15 protein-coding genes and 1 pseudogene are annotated in these 15450 nt (G+C 42.1%); 13 read left to right on the plus strand and 3 right to left on the minus strand.

Features of this window, described 5'->3' with window-relative positions:
- Nucleotides 1-2 precede the first annotated feature (2 nt).
- Nucleotides 3-272, minus strand: coding sequence for a hypothetical protein (locus VZ94_RS25455; protein ID WP_131655452.1), 270 nt, complete (start codon nucleotides 270-272; stop codon nucleotides 3-5).
- Between the two features lie 461 nt (nucleotides 273-733).
- On the opposite strand from VZ94_RS25455, the gene VZ94_RS02360 reads away from it, so the two are divergent.
- The 5 genes from VZ94_RS02360 to VZ94_RS02375 all read left to right on the plus strand — a co-directional run bounded on the left by VZ94_RS02360 (nucleotide 734) and on the right by VZ94_RS02375 (nucleotide 3749).
- A complete protein-coding gene (locus tag VZ94_RS02360; protein WP_239649568.1) occupies nucleotides 734-1750 on the plus strand; it encodes a P-loop NTPase family protein in 1017 nt (338 codons plus the stop codon).
- The gene (locus VZ94_RS27755; RefSeq protein WP_239649569.1) at nucleotides 1671-2114 is read left to right on the plus strand and encodes a hypothetical protein; all 444 of its coding nucleotides are present in this window, start codon (nucleotides 1671-1673) and stop codon (nucleotides 2112-2114) included. Before VZ94_RS02360 ends, VZ94_RS27755 begins: the two co-directional genes overlap by 80 nt.
- A 63-nt stretch (nucleotides 2115-2177) precedes the next feature.
- Entirely contained in the window at nucleotides 2178-2654 is a 477-nt protein-coding gene (locus tag VZ94_RS02365) for a hypothetical protein (protein WP_239649570.1), read from the plus strand.
- A gap of 51 nt (nucleotides 2655-2705) precedes the next feature.
- Complete coding sequence (locus VZ94_RS02370) at nucleotides 2706-3308, plus strand: NUDIX domain-containing protein (protein WP_045778010.1); 603 nt, start codon at nucleotides 2706-2708, stop codon at nucleotides 3306-3308.
- Between the two features lie 231 nt (nucleotides 3309-3539).
- Entirely contained in the window at nucleotides 3540-3749 is a 210-nt protein-coding gene (locus tag VZ94_RS02375) for a hypothetical protein (RefSeq protein WP_045778011.1), read from the plus strand.
- Between the two features lie 127 nt (nucleotides 3750-3876).
- On the opposite strand, the gene VZ94_RS02380 is transcribed toward VZ94_RS02375, so the two are convergent.
- Entirely contained in the window at nucleotides 3877-6363 is a 2487-nt protein-coding gene (locus VZ94_RS02380; protein ID WP_045778012.1) for a calcium-binding protein, read from the minus strand.
- On the minus strand, nucleotides 6335-6871 hold the full coding sequence (locus VZ94_RS02385; RefSeq protein WP_052700139.1) for a calcium-binding protein: 537 nt from the start codon (nucleotides 6869-6871) through the stop codon (nucleotides 6335-6337). Before VZ94_RS02385 ends, VZ94_RS02380 begins: the two co-directional genes overlap by 29 nt.
- Nucleotides 6872-7008: 137 nt before the next feature.
- Here VZ94_RS02385 and VZ94_RS02390 point away from each other — a divergent pair.
- From VZ94_RS02390 to VZ94_RS02420, 8 genes and pseudogenes are all read left to right on the plus strand, one after another.
- Nucleotides 7009-7505, plus strand: a pseudogene (locus VZ94_RS02390) (C40 family peptidase).
- A 72-nt stretch (nucleotides 7506-7577) separates the two neighbouring features.
- Nucleotides 7578-11093: a chromosome segregation protein SMC gene (gene smc, locus VZ94_RS02395; protein ID WP_045778013.1), complete on the plus strand. Its 3516-nt coding sequence runs from the start codon at nucleotides 7578-7580 to the stop codon at nucleotides 11091-11093.
- The gene (locus tag VZ94_RS02400; protein ID WP_045778014.1) at nucleotides 11093-11827 is read left to right on the plus strand and encodes a cell division protein ZipA C-terminal FtsZ-binding domain-containing protein; all 735 of its coding nucleotides are present in this window, start codon (nucleotides 11093-11095) and stop codon (nucleotides 11825-11827) included. Before smc ends, VZ94_RS02400 begins: the two co-directional genes overlap by 1 nt.
- Before the next feature lie 12 nt (nucleotides 11828-11839).
- Nucleotides 11840-12124: a DNA ligase LigA-related protein gene (locus VZ94_RS30100; RefSeq protein ID WP_275575109.1), complete on the plus strand. Its 285-nt coding sequence runs from the start codon at nucleotides 11840-11842 to the stop codon at nucleotides 12122-12124.
- The gene (ligA, locus tag VZ94_RS02405; protein WP_275575110.1) at nucleotides 12096-13865 is read left to right on the plus strand and encodes an NAD-dependent DNA ligase LigA; all 1770 of its coding nucleotides are present in this window, start codon (nucleotides 12096-12098) and stop codon (nucleotides 13863-13865) included. Before VZ94_RS30100 ends, ligA begins: the two co-directional genes overlap by 29 nt.
- Nucleotides 13866-14107: 242 nt before the next feature.
- Entirely contained in the window at nucleotides 14108-14575 is a 468-nt protein-coding gene (gene fliS, locus VZ94_RS02410) for a flagellar export chaperone FliS (protein WP_082081322.1), read from the plus strand.
- Entirely contained in the window at nucleotides 14550-14807 is a 258-nt protein-coding gene (locus VZ94_RS02415; RefSeq protein ID WP_157844833.1) for a flagellar protein FliT, read from the plus strand. Before fliS ends, VZ94_RS02415 begins: the two co-directional genes overlap by 26 nt.
- 78 nt (nucleotides 14808-14885) lie before the next feature.
- Nucleotides 14886-15278, plus strand: coding sequence for a YMGG-like glycine zipper-containing protein (locus tag VZ94_RS02420; protein WP_045778016.1), 393 nt, complete (start codon nucleotides 14886-14888; stop codon nucleotides 15276-15278).
- Nucleotides 15279-15450: the final 172 nt, after the last annotated feature.

Here is a 15450-nt window from a genome sequence, read left to right on the forward strand (position 1 = left end):
AATTATTTGCATGAGAAATGACCAGCAACGTCGCGTTTGCGATTTAGGTTAACGTTGCTAGTAATCGCCGCAGCGGCAAATAATGTTGAAGAAATAACATATTCTCCAGAAATAAAGCCAAATAAAGCCGCCATAAATATAATGGCTGTAATAATATCTTTATACCAATTGGTAGTCATAAAATACCTCGTCTGTTGTGGTTGATTTGCATTTACTGCGATTCCACTATACTTGGCAACTAAATTGTTGACAATAACAACAAATAAAGACAAATTATTTACTAAATTAGCAACAATACATTCATTTTTTGTTAATTTTTTCCCTTGTAAAAAAATGGCTACACGCTTTGAGTAGGGACAGGGTATTCAGAGAGGCAGAAAACTGCTCCTGCGTTTTCTGCATTCACCACATCCTTGTGGCTTCAGGTGTTGGCAACAGGGATGCTGCCGCCAAGCCTACAGGGATGTATTCACGGCGTCCCCGGCAACTGCTCCTGCGTTGCTCTACTACACGCCATCCTTGGCGTTATGCACTCTGAATACCCTGTCCCGACTTACGTTGGTATCCTAAAAATCCAACTAACATCTTATTCAGCTACGCATTTTCTAAGCTGATTTTTTCGGCATAAATATTAGGGTTTATCACTTGTATTGATTTTTTACGTTTCCCAGTCATTCTGGGTGTATACTTCTTTTCCATTAGCTCAAACAATTATAATAATGGGGTTAACTCAATGCCTGACAAACCAGTTAGTAAGTACTTACTGAATATAGAAAAACAATTTGCCAATGACAATCCTGTCTTATTAAGAGTGTCCAAAATCTTTCAAGAACTGGATCAAATCGAATACGATTTAGGCTTAATTGAGTCAGAAGAGTCAACTGCGTGTAAATATTCGTGGTGGCCTATCGTCACTATCATTGGTGGTAATTCCACCGCTAAGCCTCGCTTTATTAATAATTATTTAGGCGCAGAACAATTACAAAGTGGCGCACAGGCGTCGGCGCATAAATTTACCGTGTTTTTATATAGCAACCAAGCCAATTCAGCTATGTTGCCGGGTACGGCGCTTGATGTGGATCCGCGCTACCCTTTTTATCGAATTAGCAATAAAATCGAGCAACAGCAGCAAGGCGAAGGCGCGCGTATCAACGCCTATTTGGAATTAAAAACCATTCATAGCGAACGCTTAAAAGGCAAATTGTTTATCGATGCGCCGAATGTTATCACCTCGCAATCGACGCCGGTTATTTCGCTACTCACGCAACATACGATTGAAAATTCGGACTTAGTATTAATTTTTACTGATGCGTTTGAACAAGAATCACAACTCGTCAACGAATTGATTCAACATATTCAAAAACATCAAGACAGTAATAAATTTGTCTATTTAATCGATGAAGCCACAGCTAATTTAAAAATCAGTAACACCAATGCCATTATTTCATTGTGGCAGCGCAAATTATCAGAACTAGGATTAAACACAGGCCAATTCGTTGTCTTGCCGATTATACAAGAGGACGTTAGTACAACGCCTGCTAACTACTTCGCGGAAATAGACTTAAGACTCGCTAATATTGAACATGATCGCTCTTATCGAATTGTTGAGTCACTAGAAAAAAGCATTTCTGATTTAGAAACAGTAGTTATGCCTGAAGTCAAAAAAAAATATGGTGTTATGGAAGGAGCGCTCGCATATTGGCACGGTAACCGTTCTCGCGATTATCGCTATTGGCGCTATTTTTGCTGAAATAGAAATTGGCATTCTGGAGCTGCTATTAGATCCTTTTATAGGCCCCATCGTAATTGCAGCACTGATTTTAATCATGATTCCTATTCATTTACTGATAAGCCGTATTCAAGCTAAACTCATTTTGCCGAAACTTTCAGATAAACAAAAAGAATTAAACTTAATTGAAAACCTAGCCAACGTATTTGAAAAAAACTTACGGTTTTCCAGAATGCTGTTACCGACAACAGAGCCGTCAGGATGGAACCGAAAGACACGCGTTCGCTTAGCTCAACTCACAGAAAAAGCGAAAGATTTAGTACAAATATTGAATGATTATTTTAGCCTAGACACCCCCTCTCACTCGTCTAACGATTTTTTATAATCACGGCAGCCCTAACATCCTATTGTACCTGTTAAGATTGTCATGGACAGTTTTAGGAAATACTTGCGCCTGTGCTGGTTTAATGCAGACCCGATTGGTTTACCCCGCTCGGTTAGCTTCTTAAAAAATAATCTGATTATTTTTTTTGTAATACAGTTTTTAATACAAGCTAATTTGACCGATGACCCCATAGAATCATTCTATGAGGTTAATCTGGAAATGCTCATTACCAGCTTATTTGTTTGGATTATGCTGTATTGCAACAAGGCTTTATTCGCTTTTGTACAAATATTATCGGCTTTCATCTTCTCTACCAACGCCATTTCTTGCTTAATCATCCCAGTCTTAGCATGGCTTACCATTACCGAGCATAGCTTAAGCTATTATTCGCTTATCGTGCTGCTAGTTTGGGAATACCTCATTGCGTCTTTCATCATTAAACACACCCTAACCTTAAATTGGCTTGCTAGCACGATTATGTCATTGTTCTATTTAGTGATTACCTATGCAGGCTCAGTCACATTAGGGCAGCTACTTTAAAACCTAGCATCAGCTTTATCTTCCTTCTCGCCTCAACAAGCTCTCTCAGTCATGGAAAAAAAAATTGACCTTATTGATAAGGCTATCGTTTACCCAGGTTTTTTTAGAATGGAAAAATATTGGCTTAAACACAGCTTATATGCGGGCGGTTTAAGCCCCAAAATTAGCCGAGAATGCTTAATACGCAATGATTGCGTTGCAGTGCTACTCTACGACCCAATAACGGACGAAATCGTCATGATTGAGCAATTTCGCATTGGTGCTATGGTACATGGAAAAAACGCCTGGCTAGTTGAAATTGTCGCTGGCGGTATAGAACAAGGCGAAGACGCGATAAGCGTTGCTCACCGTGAAGCATTTGAAGAAGCAGGCTGTGTTATTCAAGAGCTATTTGAGATTGCTAGTTTTTACACATCACCTGGATGTTCAGCAGAATGGTTAACCTTGTTTTGCGGTAAAGTCGATAGCCGTCAAGTAGCAGGTATTCATGGCTTAAAAGATGAACACGAAGACATTTTAGTGCACACCATTCCCTTGGAAAAAGCGTATCAAATGCTAGTAAACGGGGAAATCATGTCTGCGATACCTATCATCGCGCTACAGTGGTTAATGCTAAACAAAGAACAGGTAAAAAAACGTTGGATTCATTCCTAAGTCTCTGGAAATCTCACCATTAGTTAACAATAGCTTAAGATTATTTAGCGCTGAAGGGAACAGCGCCAGCAGCATTAATATCTATAAATGCTTGACCAAGGCTTACATATCATGTTAAAAATTGCACCGTTGTTCTAGCATTACTGACAACCGGCTCATCGTAGTGATTGGGTCGCTCCCATATAGGAATGGGAAATAATAATATTTATAACCTAATCTGAGGATTTAAAAATGTCTGAAGTTAAAGAAGATAACAGCTTGTGGATCATTGTTGGTGCATGCATCATCGGCATCGTTGCAGTTATTGCTTTCTTAAAAAGCGAAAAATCTGCTCACTTAGAAAGTGGTACTGCTCAACAACTACAAGCAGAAACATTTGCTAACCTTGAAAAAAGAAAAACAAGAAACAACGCGTCTGAAGAACAAAAAGCTGGAAAATAAATTTCCAAACCCTCCGATGATTTCTATCATCGGAGGAATCCATCTCATGTCGACTTAACATAAAAACTAGCTTTACAACACTAAAAAAGGCGACATCCCTGCCGCCCTAATTGATTTAATCGCAAAACTAAGCGATATGAATTGCCGTGCTACTAAAGCTCCCACTAGACACGCTAGTCGCTGTCGAAATACCAAGTAACTTGACCAACGTATCGGTAGCGCCATTATCCTGGAAAACCCAGGTATCCGAACCTGCGACAAACGCAACAGTAGCATCGTTAATAATATTGGCCTTCAAATATTCAAGTACGCTAGGCAGGTTCGTGCTGCTAATCGATAAAGCGCTAACATAAGTATCAGCATCATCAAATTTAATAATACCATTGGTAATGGTATGACTTTCGATAACACCTTTATCGATACCATCAGCACTAGATGTATTTGAGGCTATTTTAGTATTCACTAAGTCTAACGTATCGTAGAGCATTGCAAACTTAGCAATAGTATCTGCTTCGGTCACACTGGCATCAGACTCGCCAGCACCAATTCTAACCACATCTTTACTTACCGCAGACTCGGTTAAATCGATACTATCCGAACCTTTACCGCCGATAATCGTATCAGCTCCTTCACCACCGACCAGAGTGTCATTGCCATCTAATCCCGTTAAAATATTGGCTGCAGAATTACCGACTAATTTATTGGCAATATCAGTACCTGTCGCATTAGCAACTAACGTTCCTATTAATGTCAAATTTTCTACATTTTTTTGCGCCGCCAACGAATACGTGGTTTGAATCTCAATGGTATCATTGCCTTCATCAACACCGGCTAATTCATTGATAATATCGCCATCAGTGGTCAATCTATAGGTATCATTGCCTTTACCACCGACCAGTGTATCCACACCGCCACCACCCTCTAAAATATCATTACCTTTTAAGCCATACAATGTATTCGCTATATCATTACCAATTAAAGTATTATCGTTCGTATTACCCGTTGCTGTTTTAGCCACCGTGCCGGTTAATGTAATATTTTCAAAGTTTAATAACTCCTCCAATGAAAAATTAACACTACTTTGAATTGTATCAATCCAACCAGCTTTAATTTTTCCTGTTGTCGCATCAACACTGTTAACCACCTCAATTAAAGAGTCCGTTATGGTATCAACGACATAAATATCATCACCTAACCCTCCTTCCAACGTATCTTTACCGCCTTTTCCATCCAGTAGATTACTACCACTATTGCCAATTAACTGATTATTAACCGCACTACCAAATAAATTCAGTAAACTCGTCGTGCCGGTTAATCGAGCATTTTCAATACTCCCCCCCCAATTATTATTGTTTAAATCTAAAGTGACAGCACTAGATTGCACCCAATCGCTACCTTGCCCTTCAGTTTCAACAATTTTTTCATCAATTTTATCAACCACATAGGTGTCATCACCATAACCACCAACAAAAGTATCTATACCGGAACCACCGTCTAAATAATCATCACCATAACCACCTTCTATTGTGTTAGCCGCTGAGCTACCGGTAATTTTATTATTTAAATTATTACCAACACCATGAATAAGGTTGCTTACCATCACCAAGTTTTCTACCCCAGTCGGCAATATATACGTGGTTGTTGCTATCGTTCCTGCATATCGTATCGTGTCGTTGCCACCAGTTGTTGCTATTTCAATAATTTCGTCATCGGTAGAATCGACATAATAAAGATCATCACCGGCACCACCTGTCATCTTGTCAGTGCCAGTAGCTTTATCCTTTTCACTACCAAAAACATCATTACCGGCTAAGCCGATTAACTTATTATTAAAACTATTCCCGACGAGGATATTATCGAAATTATCACCAATAGCCGTAATAGCTGTGGAATACTCTAATAAATCGATATTTTCAAAATTAACGCCGTCTTTGTTTAGATTGAAATCTTTTCGTGAATAAACCCAATCTTCACCGGCACCACCATCTATTTTGTCATTACCCTCTCCAAAATAAATGATGTCATTACCCTCAAGACCGTAAATGGTGTCATTACCCCCCGCGCCATCGAGCACATCATACCAATCGCTACCGGTTAAAACATTTGGGCTACTATTACCAACCAACGTTGCAACCGTATAAGTGCCGCCAATATCAAGTCTATGCACAAATACTGTACTGTCTAGCACCCCATTCTCTATTCCATTAGGCATCACAGCAAAATAATCATTACTTTTTACTGTCGGGTCTAATTCTTTGCCATCAGCACCCACATCATCATCACGACCATCCTCCTTATAATCACGAATAAAATAAATGGTATCCACACCTCCGGTATCAACTATCGTATCGTAGCCTGTATCCTTCTCACCATCATCTGTGTAAAAATTATCAAAAGTAACCACGTAAGCATCATTGCCAGCGCCCCCTTTTAACGTATCATTACCATAACCGGAAAAAATCGTATCAGGCCCGGCACCGCCTTCAATACTATCATTACCAAGACCACCTTCTAACCAAGAACCACCACTGGCATTATTAACAAAAATTTTATCGTTACCTAAACCGCCATAAACTGTAGCAATTTTATTGACATAAAAACGTGTCGTTACCATCGCCACCCCACATGAAATCATAGCCGCCGTACAAGGTATCATTTCCCAAACCACCGATTAACTCATCTTTTTCAGTGGATACCGAACCATAGCTTTTTAAATCACTAGCATCGCTAATGACATCGTTACCGTCACCACCCTCAATCGCATCAGAGCCGCTATTACCAAACAGCCTATCGTTGTCAGCACCACCATAAATATAATCGTTGCCAGAACCACCGGTTATCGTGTCTATACCAGTGCCGCCGTATAATATGTCATCACCTTCACTACCATTGATAGAATCAGCATCAACACCACCATCGATAACATCGGCTCCAGCACCACCGATTAACGTATCTCTACCACTACCGCCTGCAATCAAGTCATTGCCTAAATTACCTATGAGACTATCATTGCCTCCAGCACCATCTAAGTTATCATTACCTGCTAAGGCATCGATAACATCGGCAGCATCTGTGCCTAACCAAATGTCATGCCCTGTTGTTAATTTTTTCACTGTTGCCATGAGTAATCCTCGTGAGTCGATAAACGTAAAGAAAACAAATTATGATGCGCTAATTCTAATTACAGCTCTCAGCGTATTTATCATAAGTGAAGTTGCTAAAATCACAAAATAAACTCAGACAAAAACCTGGGGACGCCATGCAAAAATATAAAACCACTTCACACTTATTGTTGCTTGCTTTATGCGGTTTAATCAGTGCCTGCTCTTCGACGCCTGAAACTGAAACCGTCGTCAAACCCATACCCTCTCGCCAACCTAAGGCGGTCGCTTACGCATTAACATTACAAGGTACGCCTTACCGTTATGGTAAAGACAACCCTAGGGAAGGTTTTGATTGCAGCGGGTTTGTTCGTCATGTTTACAGTACACAAGGTGTTCGCTTGCCCAGAACAGCAAAAGAAATGGCACTAGCCTGCCCTCTATACCGAAATATGCCATGCAATCAGGGGACTTGGTGTTTTTTAATACCAACGGTCAAGTCTTTTCCCATGTAGGCATCTACATTAATGACAATCATTTTATTCATGCGCCCAGCCAACGAACAGGCAAAGTCTTAGTGTCAAATTTAACCACTGATTACTGGCAACAGCACTTTAGTGGTGCCAGACGCCCAATCAATTCATTATCGAAGTAATTACACTTTCAACCTCGTAATTCCAATCAAAATCGTTAATAATGGTGGTTTTGCCGCAATGTGCTTGTTTGAATGAAATTGGAGAAAATCAAATTATCGGGTTTCAAATCTTTCGTAGATGCTACAACTATCCCGATTCATAGCAATTTAACGGCAATTGTTGGCCCTAATGGCTGCGGTAAATCGAATATTATCGACGCCGTGCGTTGGGTCATGGGTGAAAGCTCAGCTAAACACTTACGTGGCGGCAATATGACCGATGTGATTTTCAACGGCTCATCGGAACGCAAACCTGTCAGCACTGCTTCGGTAGAACTGGTGTTTAACAATACCGAACGTAAACTCGGAGGTGAATACGCCCAATACGATAGCATCGCAATCAAACGCCAAGTTAGCCGCGATGGCCAATCCTTATTCATGCTAAACGGCACACGTTGCCGCCGCAAAGACATTACCGATTTATTTTTAGGCACAGGCTTAGGCTCACGCAGCTATGCCATTATTGAGCAGGGCATGATTTCGCGTATCGTCGAAGCTAAACCGGAAGAATTAAGAACCTACATCGAAGAAGCCGCCGGCGTCTCCAAATACAAAGAACGGCGTAGCGAAACTGAAACGCGAATGAAACATACGCGGGAAAACTTAGAACGCCTTAATGATTTGCGTGACGAAGTAGAAAGACAATTAAAAACCCTAGAAAAACAAGCCGAAAAAGCAGAAAAATATATCGCCTTAAGAAAACAAGAGCGCAACTACAAGCTAGAGCTTTTAGCTATGCGCTGGCAGGCTTACGAAGCACAAAGAACTGGCTTAACCGAACAAGCCCAACAAGCCGCAACCGAACATAACCGAGTATTTTCAGCCTTACGAACATTAGAAGCCGATTTACAGCAAAAGCGCCTTGACCATAAAAACCATCAGCAACACTTAAATCAAGCACAAGGCGAATATTACGCAGCCGCATCAGCCTTAAGCGCATTAGAGCAAGCGATTAAACACGCCGAAAAAACTCATGCTGATACGAATCATGAAATCATGCGTAGCAGCCAACAGCTTCAACAATTCCAAAACGAGCTAGCGATTGAAGTCCATCAACGAGATGCGATAAAGCTTGAGCAATTAAGCACCGAACAACGCCTAGATTTAGCGCAAGAGGAATTAGATGAGCAACAAGAACGAGTTGCTGAAGCACAGCAGGCACAAACCGAAATCCGCCAACAATGGCAACAACAGCTACATGCCACTGCGCGCCATAAAGAAGCCTTAGAAGTGCAACGTATGCTAATCGCCCAGCTTAATCAACAACGCCAAAGCTTACAGCAACGCTTGACCAAACTCGAAGCCGAACGTGAGCTAATGACTCACGAGCAAGCCTCGGAACAGATAGAGCGTTTAACCGACCATATTGAGCATTTAAGCGAGCAACGCGATAACACGCACACCGAATTTTCAGACTTGCAGCAACACATTATGGCATTGCGCAAACAAAGCAAACACCATCACGATGATTTACACCAATTACGTTCAAACTTACAGCACACGCAAGGTCAAATAACATCGTTAGAATTACTACAACAACACGCCATGGGCAAGGATAATGACGCGCTAAATAGCAAGTTACACGCGCTAGGCTTGGGCGAGTTACCACGTTTAGCAGAGCAATTAGACGTTGAAGCGGGTTGGGAAAATGCGTTAGAAGCCGTATTAAGCCACCGCTTACAAGCGCTATGTATTCCTGAATTAAACCTAGCGATTACCCAGCTAAACCAATTTACTGCTGACGATGGCTTAATGTTTGTTAGTCCTAACCCATCTCACCCAACCTCTGCTCAGCCAGTTCCAGCGGTTACTTTGCTAGATAAAATTAAAAGCCCAGTCAAACCAACCAGTTTATTAACCGGTGTTTATTGTGCAGAAAACCATGCCAGCGCCCTAGCCTTAAGCACTGAACTAGCCGCCCACGAATCAGTTATTACGCCCGATGGCGTGTGGTTTGGCGTTGATTGGCTACAAATTAACCGCAACACAGAAAACAACACCGGTGTTTTACAACGCGAAAAGCACATACGCGCATTAAAACAACAACACGCAGACATACAGCAACGCATTAGCATTGTTGAAGACCAACTCGACGCCTGCGAGCACGCTTTGCTAGATACAGAGAACTCACGCGAACAACTACAACACCAGCATAATCAATTAGCCAATGAAATTTCACAAAAACACGCCGAACTCAGCGCTCAATCGGCTAAACTAGAACAACAACAACGGCGTTGGCAACAAATTAAGCAGGAACTTGATGACGCTCATGCAGAATTCGAGCAGTTAACCAGCGCGCTTATGTCGGCTGAAACATTAAAACAACAAGCAGAACACCTACTCGCCGAAGCCGAACAACATAAACAAATAATAGAAGACGCACAACAGCAACAAACCTTAGACTATCGCCAACTCGAACACGTATTGGCCGAAACCCGGCAACGCGTTTACCAAGCCGAAGCTGCGTTAGAACATTTACACACCAGCGAAGCTGCCAGCGAAAAACAAATCGTTCGCCTACAACAGCTACAAACACAAACTCAAGCGCATATTGCGATATTGCAAGAAAAACTTGAGCAAACCCATGCACCGTTAACCGACGATAAGCAACGTTTACAACAATTAAAAGACGACAAAAACCAATTAGAACAGCTATTAAGCAAGCACCGACACACGCTAGAACACCTAGAAAATGACATCATAACCGCGCAAGAGCAACTGGCTCGTTTACAGCGCGAACTCGACAAACACCGTAACGAATTAGACCGGTTAAAATTTGAGCTACAAGAAAGCGAAGTACGTCGGCAAACCGTATTAGAACAATTGCAAGAACTTGATGCGGAGCCAGGACAAATCCTAAATCATTTGTCTGAACACGCCAATGAAACGCAATGGAAACGCCAACTTGACGAGTTAACCGGACAAATTGAGCGCTTAGGCACGATTAACCTCACCGCCGTAGAAGATTACCAGGCGCAAAGCGAGCGAATGCGCTTTTTAAACGAGCAACATGCCGATTTAATCACGGCTCTCACCACGCTTGAACAAGCAATAAATAAAATAGATAAGGAAAGTCGGTTACGTTTTAAAGAAACATTCGATAAAATAAACAGCGGTTTGCAAGAAAAAATTTCCAAAACTCTTCGGTGGTGGTCAAGCTACTTAGAATTAACCGAGCAAGACCTATTGGAATCCGGCGTCACGATTATTGCCAGACCGCCGGGCAAAAAAAACACCTCCATTCATTTACTGTCCGGAGGCGAAAAAGCATTAACCGCAGTGGCTTTAGTCTTCTCAATCTTTGAACTAAACCCCGCACCGTTTTGCTTATTAGATGAAGTCGATGCACCGCTAGACGAAGCAAACGTTGGGCGGTTCTCTAAAATGGTCGAAGACATGTCGACCACAGTGCAGTTTTTATTTATTTCTCACAATAAGGCTACAATGGAAATTGCACAGCAATTGGCCGGTGTGACCATGAAAGAACCTGGGGTATCCCGCATGGTCGCAGTCGATATTGAAGAAGCGGTAAGTCTTTCGGAAAGCTAATGGATAAAGAATTATTAAGAGTCGTAATCATTGCAACCGGCTTGTTTGTTATTTTAATTATGCTAGCCTGGCATTATTTCAAAAATAGAAAATCCCCTGAAGAGTCAGATTTTCTGTTCGAGCAAAATTTTGTTGATGATATTGATGAGTCACTGATTGTTCATAATGAGAACGATGATTTTGATATTGTGCCTATAAAACCAAAATCGACAGCGGCGGTTGAGCCGGAACAAGAACATGATGAGCTATTCTTCGCCGATGAGGCGTTTACTGATTCGTTTCATTATGAGCCCGCAGACATTGAGCAAGAAGAAGCTGAACACGAAGAACCTACGCCACGCTTTGTCGCGCCTGAAATAATACAATTTAGCATCGTCGCTAAACATGAACATGGTTTTAATGGCGCGGATTTAATCAACGCATTCAGAATTGCCCATTTACACTATGGTGCTATGCAGATTTTTGAACGCTTAAATGCACAAAATCAGATGCTCTATGGTGTAGCCTGCATGGTAGAACCTGGTACTTTTCCTAATACTGACTTAGAAGACTTTTATTGCCCAGGCATAGTCTTTTTCATGCAACCTGGATTATTAGATGAGCCGCTAAGTGTTTTCGATGATTTATTAGAAGCGATACACATTGTCGCGACCCAGCTCGATGGCGACATTCTCGATCATGCGCGCAAGCCATTGAATAACCATACCATACAACTAATCCGACAAAGCTTATAGTAGAGCCTGGCAATGTCCAAACCTGGTGTTAACGAACACTATCAACAACTGATACAAAAGCTTAACGAATGGGATTATCAATACTACATCCTTGATAATCCTAGCGTTTCAGATGCTTATTACGACCAAATCTTTCGCGAGCTACTTGAGTTAGAACAGCAATATCCAGAATTAGTCACACCTACTTCGCCCAGCCAGCGCGTAGGCGCAACACCTATTGAGGAATTTCGCAAAATCGAACACACCAGCAAAATGCTATCGCTGGCGAATGCCTTTTTCCTTAGAAGAAACCTATAACTTTTTTGAAAAAGCCGCTAAAGAGCTCAACATAGCTACTGAAAGTATTACCCTGTACAGCGAGCCGAAGTTAGACGGGTTAGCCGTCAGCATACGCTATGATAAAGGCCTATTCTCTTATGCGGCAACACGCGGTGACGGCTCAGTTGGCGAAGATGTTAGCCACAATATTAAAACAATTAAATCAATACCGTTACGCTTAACGACCAACACACCACCAACAGTGCTAGAAGTTCGAGGCGAAGTCTTTATGACTAAGCAAGGCTTTGACAAACTAAATCAAATAGCAGAAACAGCCGAAACCAAACGCTTTGTCAATCCACGCAATGCTGCGGCGGGGACATTACGGCAAATGGATCCTAAAATAGCCGCAGAACGCGACTTACAATTTATTCCTTACGGTTTAGGACATTTCCAAGACGGGCCAAGCGTTGATAGCCAATCAGGGATTATCGACTATTTGCATAAACTGGGCTTTAAACATAACCCAGATAGTCAATTGCTAACATGCACACTCGCTGAACTAAGCCAGGATTTTGAACGCATGGCGCGTTTACGACCTACGTTATCGATGGATATCGATGGTATTGTCTATAAAATCGATGACTTAACATTACAAAGCGAATTAGGTTTTATTGCCCGTTCACCTAAATGGGCCGTTGCCAGAAAATTCCCCGCCGAACGTATGGAAACGGAGCTATTAGCAGTGGATTTTCAAGTCGGCCGCACGGGAGTCTTAACACCTGTCGCCCGATTAAAACCCGTTTTTGTTGGCGGCGTCACGGTAAGCAACGCGACGTTGCACAATATGGATGAAGTTGCCCGGCTGGGTCTAGCTATAGGCGATTTAGTCGAAATACAACGTGCTGGCGATGTGATACCTAAAGTCACCAAAGTCACCGCGCAAGGCTCAGAACGACAAATGATTGTCATGCCTAAGCAATGTCCGGTTTGCGGAGCAGAGATTGTTAACGTTGACAGCCAAGCCGCCTATCGATGCAGCGGCGGTTTAAGTTGCTCAGCTCAGGCAGCCGAACGCATACGCCATTATGCGTCCAGGCGCTGCATGAATATCGTCAATTTAGGCAGCAAACTGATTGAAGCACTGTATAACCAAGGCGTGATTAAAACCATTGCCGATATTTACCGCTTAAAGATAAATGACATCGCCAGTCTTGAAGGTCATGGTGAAAAAAGTGCGCAAAACGTCTTAGACGCTATCGAAACCAGCAAACAAACCACATTAAGTACATTCTTAGCCGCTTTAGGCATACCGGAAGTTGGCGAAGAAAGCACAAAAACCTTAACAAAATTCTTTAAAACCTATACCGCAATTACTAACGCTAGTGTTGAACAATTAATGCAAGCACCAGATATAGGTCCGGTTATGGCTAAAAACATTTATGATTTTTTTCATGACGCTAATAACCAAGCCATTATCGACAGAATTTTAACAGCAGGCGTCACCTGGCCAGAACAAGAAGACAACGATACCGACGAACCACGCCCTTTAGCCGGACAAACCTGGGTATTAACCGGCAGCTTATCAATGCCACGTGACCAAGCTAAAAATGCATTAGAGCGCTTAGGTGCCAAAGTTGCCAGTTCCGTATCCAAAAAAACCACTTGCGTTGTTAAAGGCGAAGAAGCCGGTTCAAAACTCGATAAGGCCTTAGCCTTCGGTGTTAATATCATTGATGAAGCCGAATTCAACCAACTGCTAGCAAAATACACTATATAAAACAATCTATTAAAAAACAGCTATGTAGGTCAGGCTAGACGATAGCAGTAACTTGCCATAACGAAGCGGCTTGTGTCGGGTTACACTAACGCGACCTACCAGGTCGCTTACAGAATTCACCCCAAAAATGTGCAATAAACAGCTTTTTCAGCAAATTCGATAAAGTTTTCAGACTATGTGCCGTTAATACGCAACAACAGTTGAACTGACTGGATTAAAGTTGCTTGACACAGGGGATAACAATGAATGCCGTATCAGCCACCAAACGCTATCAACAAATCAGCATACAAAGCGCTGTTGTTGACGCATCGCCACATAGACTCGTACAAATGCTAATGGAAGGGGTTTTAGAGCGAATCGCCATTGCTAAAGGTAATTTAGCGCGCAAAGAAATTGCTTTAAAAGGTGAAAATATTAGCCGAGCCATCACCATTATTAATGGCTTACAAGCGGCATTGAATAAAGAAGCCGGTGGTGAACTCGCAGAAAATTTAGATAATCTGTATGATTACATGATAATGCGTTTAATCAACGCTAATTACTCTAACGATGAAAGTTTGCTCGACGAAGTGAACACGTTAATGTTAGAAATTAAATCCGGCTGGGATAATATGCCTGACGAATATAAAACTAAGCGTTGCGACCATGACAGAATTAGAGGACATTACTACTCTCACCAAGCACATGCGAGCATTGGCATTGCTCGGTGATTGGGAGCAAGTCATTGCTGTCGAACAACAGCGCACAGAACGACTTACACTATTATTGAACACACTACCTCAACAATCAGCAGAATTTGCTGTGCTGATTAATAATCTACCTAATCTCTTAGCATTGGATAAAGAGATAATCCAACTTTCTATAGCCAAACACCAAGAACTGGCCTTAGAGCTTAAACAACTTAATCAAAGCCACAAAGGTGTCAAAGCTTATACTTCCTGACCGCTACGCTTATTAACCTGGCGTTCAGGCATTCTCAGTTAAGCTTGCTCCGTATTTAACTCGCTTTAACACACCATTATGAACAACATCCTTAAAACAACGGTTATTACCACTTTATTAATGACTGGCTGCGCAAGCCAAACAGGCTGGACTCCTACAGTCGACACCTATAATGATAGAAATGCTTACCGGCTCAACCAAGACATGGAAGAATGCAGACACCTCGCCTCGCAAGCATCAGGCGGTACTGCTAAAGAAACTGCAGTAGGCGCAGGTACTGGGGCATTATTAGGCGCTGCCGGTGGTGCAATCGTAGGTGCATTTGCTGGTAATGCAGGCCGTGGTGCTGCAATCGGTGCAGCGGCAGGCGGCTTTGGCGGTGCAGCTAAACAAGGTTTCACTGCAGAAGAACGTTACAAAAACGCTTATAATAATTGCATGAGCAACCGGGGACATAACGTCGTTCGTTAACTTGTCACGGCGAAAGCCGTTACCCGCTGAATCTATACAAAAATAGCCGACTCGTCGGCTATTTTTTTGGGCTACACACTTTAGTAGGGACAGTGTATTTAGGGGACAGGTGTTGGCAGCAGGGATGCTGCCACCAAGCCTACACGGATGTATTCACGGCGTCCTGCACCCT

Source organism: Methylocucumis oryzae (assembly GCF_000963695.1).
Lineage (GTDB): Bacteria > Pseudomonadota > Gammaproteobacteria > Methylococcales > Methylomonadaceae > Methylovulum > Methylovulum oryzae.

Bases quoted from the DNA above. Each gene is read 5' to 3' on its own strand.
- VZ94_RS02360 (WP_239649568.1), top strand. From the start codon at position 734: ATGCCTGACAAACCAGTTAGTAAGTACTTACTGAATATAGAAAAACAA.
- VZ94_RS27755 (WP_239649569.1), top strand. From the start codon at position 1,671: ATGGTGTTATGGAAGGAGCGCTCGCATATTGGCACGGTAACCGTTCTC.
- VZ94_RS02370 (WP_045778010.1), top strand. From the start codon at position 2,706: ATGGAAAAAAAAATTGACCTTATTGATAAGGCTATCGTTTACCCAGGT.
- VZ94_RS02375 (WP_045778011.1), top strand. From the start codon at position 3,540: ATGTCTGAAGTTAAAGAAGATAACAGCTTGTGGATCATTGTTGGTGCA.
- VZ94_RS02380 (WP_045778012.1), bottom strand. From the start codon at position 6,363: ATGGTAACGACACGTTTTTATGTCAATAAAATTGCTACAGTTTATGGC.
- VZ94_RS02385 (WP_052700139.1), bottom strand. From the start codon at position 6,871: ATGGCAACAGTGAAAAAATTAACAACAGGGCATGACATTTGGTTAGGC.
- smc (WP_045778013.1), top strand. From the start codon at position 7,578: ATGAAATTGGAGAAAATCAAATTATCGGGTTTCAAATCTTTCGTAGAT.
- VZ94_RS02400 (WP_045778014.1), top strand. From the start codon at position 11,093: ATGGATAAAGAATTATTAAGAGTCGTAATCATTGCAACCGGCTTGTTT.
- VZ94_RS30100 (WP_275575109.1), top strand. From the start codon at position 11,840: ATGTCCAAACCTGGTGTTAACGAACACTATCAACAACTGATACAAAAG.
- ligA (WP_275575110.1), top strand. From the start codon at position 12,096: ATGCCTTTTTCCTTAGAAGAAACCTATAACTTTTTTGAAAAAGCCGCT.
- fliS (WP_082081322.1), top strand. From the start codon at position 14,108: ATGAATGCCGTATCAGCCACCAAACGCTATCAACAAATCAGCATACAA.
- VZ94_RS02415 (WP_157844833.1), top strand. From the start codon at position 14,550: ATGCGAGCATTGGCATTGCTCGGTGATTGGGAGCAAGTCATTGCTGTC.
- VZ94_RS02420 (WP_045778016.1), top strand. From the start codon at position 14,886: ATGAACAACATCCTTAAAACAACGGTTATTACCACTTTATTAATGACT.